The 5,073-nt window shown below is 65.7% G+C and carries 3 protein-coding genes; 2 read left to right on the top strand and 1 reads right to left on the bottom strand.

The genetic code is table 11. From position 1 onward, the window contains the following. Positions 1-204 precede the first annotated feature (204 nt). Both VD811_05355 and VD811_05350 read left to right on the top strand, forming a co-directional pair. On the top strand, positions 205-1,998 hold the full coding sequence (locus tag VD811_05355; GenBank protein HXV20404.1) for a chloride channel protein: 1,794 nt from the start codon (positions 205-207) through the stop codon (positions 1,996-1,998). Positions 1,999-2,116: 118 nt separating this feature from the next. Then, positions 2,117-4,309 (top strand): UvrD-helicase domain-containing protein, encoded by a 2,193-nt coding sequence (locus VD811_05350; GenBank protein ID HXV20403.1) that lies wholly within the window; start codon positions 2,117-2,119, stop codon positions 4,307-4,309. Between the two features lie 8 nt (positions 4,310-4,317). On the opposite strand, the gene VD811_05345 is transcribed toward VD811_05350, so the two are convergent. Beyond that, positions 4,318-5,073 (bottom strand): hypothetical protein (locus VD811_05345; protein ID HXV20402.1); only part of this gene is annotated, 756 nt, incomplete at its 5' end.

Here is a 5,073-nt window from a genome sequence, read left to right as displayed (position 1 = left end):
GAGCCGGAGCGGGCACCCCGGGAGTAAGCCGGTACCTGAATCCGATCGAAGAGCGGGGTCGTGCGCGGCCCCGCTCTTTTTTATGCCTGGACAGACGGCGGGCAAGTGGTTTACATGTCTGACCGGGGGTGTTACTATCCCCCCGAAACCAGCGGCACGGACACACCCTGCGCGAGATCGAAGGCGTAACCGCGGAGTAAAATTTTGCAAAGAGGACTGAGGAAACTGGAACGCCTGCGGCGGCGCTGCACCGTCGCCCTGGGCCGTTTCCGCATCAGCGAAAATACTTTCATGGCCATCCTGGCGGTGGCCATCGGTTTTGCCTCGGGGCTCGGCAACTACGCCTTCCGCAAGCTGATCGACTTTTTTCAATGGTCGGTCATCGGGCAGGGGAGCGCGATGTTTCAGATCTCCTTCGAGGAATGGAGCCTTTCCCGGCTGCTGGTCGCCCTCTTCCCCGTCGCCGGCGGACTGCTGCTGATCCCGTTCTACATCTTTTTCGCCAAGGATCTCCGCTTCGGCTTCTCCCGCTTCCTCGAGCTGGTCAACCTGAAGGGGGCCAAGGTTCCGGGGCGCACCATCTTCACCCGCGGCGTCGCCAGCGCCATCACCATCGGCACCGGCGGCTCGGCGGGACAGGAGGGGCCCATCGCCCAGATCGGCGGCGCCATCGGCAGCCAGGTCGGCCAGTCGTTCAAGGTGAGCGGCGACCGCCTCAAGACCCTGGTCGCCTGCGGCGTCTCCGGCGGAGTGGCGGCCACTTTCAACGCCCCCATCGCCGGGGTCTTCTTCGCCCAGGAGATCGTGCTGCTCTCCTCCTTCGAGCTTTCCAGCTTCACCTCCATCGTCATCGCCAGCGGCATGAGTACGGTCATCTCCCGCGCCCTGCTCGGCAACACCCCGGCCTTCGCCGTCCCCCCCTACGTGCTCAGCTCCGCCTGGGAACTGATCTTCTACGTCGTCCTGGGGGTCGTCGTCGGCCTCCTCGCGACCTCCTTCATCGATTTGCACTTCCGCATCAAGGACCGCTTCACCGCCCTCCCCCTGCACCCGCTGGCCAAGCCGGTGGCCGGCGGCGCCCTGGTGGGAGTGATCGGCATCTTTCTCCCCCAGGTCTTCGGCAACGGCTACCAGTTCATGGAGACGGTCATGCACGGCCAGGGGGCCTGGTACCTGCTGGCGGCGCTGGTGCTGTTCAAGGCCCTGGCCACTTCCATCACCCTCGGCTCCGGCATGCCGGGAGGGCTCTTCGCCCCCTCCCTCTACATCGGCGCGGTGGCCGGCGGCACCCTCGGCAAGCTGCTGCAGATGCTCTTCCCCGGCATGGTCAGCTCGCCCGGCGCCTATGCCCTGGTCGGCATGGGGGCCTTCCTCTCCGCCGCCACCCACGCACCGATGACCGCCATCTTCCTGCTCTTCGAGATGACCGCCTCCTACGAGGTCATCATCCCGATCATGATCACCTGCGTCATCGGCACCACCATCTGCCGCCATTTCAAGAAGGAGAGTCTGGAGACCTTCGAACTGGCCCGGGAGGGGATCAACCTGGAGGCGGGCAAGGAGCGCAACATCATGAAGGCGCTGCGGGTCGGCGAGGTGATGGTGCGCGACGCCGAGGCGATCCCCGAGGGGATGACCCTGCGGGAGTTCACCCGCTTCATCGCCCACACCCGGCACACCAATTTCCCCCTGGTCGGGCCGGACGGCGAACTGACCGGCATCATCTCGGTGCAGGACTTCATGGGGGTCGTCTTCGAGCGCGACCTGATGGACCTGGTGGTGGTCAAGGAACTCGCCACCCTCGACGTCATTACCGTGTTCGAGGACGACGACCTCGACACCGCCATGCGCAAGATCGGCTACCGCAACATCGAACAGCTGCCGGTGGTCGACCGGGAGACCGGCAAGAAGCTGGTGGGGATCATCTCCCGGCGCGATATGGTCTCGGCCTACAACCGGGCGCTGATGGAGCGGACGCTGACGGAAGAGGCGGATTGAGGAAGAATCCCCCCTTTAAGAAAGGGGGGCGAGGGGGGATTTCTCTCCCGGCTACAGGCAAATCCCCCTAAATCCCCCTTTTTCAAAGGGGGACTTCAAAAACCTTCTAGGATTTTCAATGAACGATCTTCTCAAAGGGCTCAACCCCTCGCAGCGCCAGGCGGTGCAGCACGGCGACGGGCCGCTGCTGATTCTCGCCGGGGCCGGCTCGGGCAAGACCCGCACGTTGACCCACCGGGTCGCCTGGCTGATCCGCGAACTGGGAGTGGCGCCCTGGCAGATACTGGCGGTAACCTTCACCAACAAGGCCGCCGCCGAGATGCGCGAGCGGCTGGAGCGGCTGCTGGAGGGGAGCGAACTCCCCTGGGTGAGTACCTTCCATGCCGCCTGCGTGCGCATCCTGCGCCGGGAGATCGGCGCCCTCGGCTTCACCTCCGACTTCACCATCTACGACGACCAGGACCAGGAGCGGCTGCTCAAGCAGGTCCTCGCCGAGCTGGGTATCGACGAAAAAGAGATGAAGCCGCGCGCTGCGGCCGCCGCCATCGACAACGCCAAGAACCGCGGCCAGTTTCCCGAAGACCTCGGCCGCGGCGACCCTTACGCCCGGCAGGTCGCCAAGGTCTACGCCCTCTACCAGGAGCGGCTCCAGCGGGCCAACGCTCTCGATTTCGGCGATTTGCTGCTGCAGACGGTGCGCCTGTTCGAAGCGCACCCGGACGTTCTGGAGAAGTATCGCCAGCGCTTCCGCCACATCCTGGTCGACGAGTTCCAGGACACCAACCAGGTGCAGTACCGGATCGTCGACCTGCTCGCCGCCCGCCACCGCAACCTCTGCGTCGTCGGCGACGACGACCAGTCGATCTACGCCTGGCGGGGAGCCGAGATCGGCAACATTCTCGGCTTCGAGCGCGACTACCCCGGCTGCGTCGCCATCCGCCTCGAGCAGAACTACCGCTCCACCCAGACCATCCTCGCCGCCGCCGGCGAGGTGGTGGCCCGCAACGTCGGCCGCAAGGGGAAGACCCTCTGGACGGAGAACCCGGCCGGCGAGCGCATCAGCCTCGAAGCCCTCCCTGACGACATGGAGGAGGCGCGTTTTGTCGGCAGCGAAATCGAGGCATTGCGGCGGGCTGGCCGCCACCTGCGCGACATCGCCGTCTTCTACCGCACCAATGCCCAGTCCCGCTCCATCGAAGAGGCGCTACGCGGCCGCAACCTCCCCTACGTCATGTTCGGCGGCATCAAGTTCTACTCGCGCCTGGAGATCAAGGACATCCTCGCCTACCTGCGGCTGCTGGTGAATCCGGTCGACTCCGTCGCCGCCCGGCGCATCATCAACGTGCCGCCGCGCGGCATCGGCGCCTCCACCGTCGAGCGCATCGCCGCCTTCGAGGCGGAGGCCGGCGGTTTCTACGCCGCCTGCTCCCTGGCCCTGGCGCGGGGCGCCCTGAAGGGGGCGGCGGCGGCCAAGGTGGAGGCGTTCGTCGCCCTGCTCGAATCCTTCCGCAAGCAGCTGCTGCGCCTTCCCTATCCGCAGTTGACCGCCGAGCTGATCGAAGCGAGCGGCTACGGACCGATGCTGCGCGAAGAGCGCACCGAAGAGGCGAAGGGCCGTCTGGAGAACCTGGAGCAGCTGCTGGCCGGCATGGAAGAACACCGCGGCAGCGAGGGGACCCTGCAGGACTACCTGGAGCAGGTCGCCCTGATCACCGATCTCGACTCCTACGACCCGAGCCTCGACCGCGTCACCCTGATGACCCTGCACGCCGCCAAGGGGCTGGAGTTCCCCGTCGTCTTCATGACCGGCATGGAAGAGGGCCTCTTCCCCCATTCCCGCACCACCGGCGCCGACGACGAGGTCGAAGAGGAGCGCCGCCTCTGCTACGTCGGCATGACCCGCGCCATGGAAAAACTCTACCTCACTCACGCCCGCCGCCGCCGTGTCTACGGCAGCTACCAGTACAATCCCCGCAGCCGTTTCCTCGGCGAGGTTCCCGTCCGCCTGCTGGCGGCCCCCGAGCCCGCCCTCCTGCACAAGCCCGCCGTCCACAATCTCGCCTCGGTCTTCGAGCAGCTCGCCCCAACCCCTTTCGACCTGGACGAATCTCCCTTCGAAGAGGAAGTGCGCATCGTCCCCGACGCCGAAGAAGGCCTGCGCCTCGGCTGCCGGGTACGCCACGCCAAATTCGGTATCGGCACCGTCCGCCGCCTCGAAGGGGCCGGCGACAACCAGAAGGTGACGATCTACTTCAACACCGTCGGGGTGAAGAAGCTCCTGCTCAAGTTTGCGGGGCTGGAGCCGGCGTGAAGCCATCCTCAGCGGGTTGTTGCATCCTTGCCGTGGCATTTGTTGCATAACGACTGCTGATAGGGCCCATAGCGGCGGAGGATGCTTTCCCCGTAATAGGCATGGGTGGCATCGGGCGAGGAAAGAACTGCAGAGAATGATAGAAAGTGAACCCCGAAGTCCCAGCGGCCAATGCCGCTGAAGGCCGAGGCATGGGGGCGGTGACAGCTGAGGCACATGACGGTGGCGTCGGCCGATGGTCCGTCCGTCCGGGCACAGCGCAAACTCCCCACGGCTCCCCGGCCGCGCTCGAAGGGGACGAGGAAGTCATAGGATGTTCCCGGGCCGCCGCTCATCTTGCCGGTTGCCTGATAGGAGTTGTACTGGGCTGCCAGGGCACCCAGGCGGGAGTTGGTCCCGGCCGGGTGAGTGTGGGCACCGGCGAAGCCGCTATGGCAGTTGGTGCACCATTCGGACATGCCGGCCCCGTAATCGGGGTGATCGAGGTCCGTTTCGGCTTGCAGATTCCCGTCCTGGCCCAGGCAGGGCAGCGCCTCCGGCGCCGGGTTGCTGAATCTGAACCCGGTGGCCAGAGAGCCTCCATCGTAACCGGTGCTCCCGAGAAGACGGTAGCTCTTCTGGGCGGTCGTATGCGGATCGTGACAACTGGTGCACTGGAGCCATGCTGATCGATAGGTCGCCGAACCGTCGCTTGGCCCTGACCGCAGGGTCGTGTCGGCTACCAGGCCGAAACCGGCGGCAATGACGTTGTGCCCATGCCTTTC

This window comes from Desulfuromonadales bacterium (assembly GCA_035620395.1).
Lineage (GTDB): Bacteria > Desulfobacterota > Desulfuromonadia > Desulfuromonadales > DASPGW01 > DASPGW01.
The sequence above is the reverse complement of the archived record's forward strand: the minus strand, read 5'-3'. Positions and strand labels throughout refer to the sequence as shown.

Excerpts from the sequence above, each read along its gene's own strand:
- VD811_05350 (HXV20403.1), top strand. The coding sequence starts at position 2,117 with ATGAACGATCTTCTCAAAGGGCTCAACCCCTCGCAGCGCCAGGCGGTG.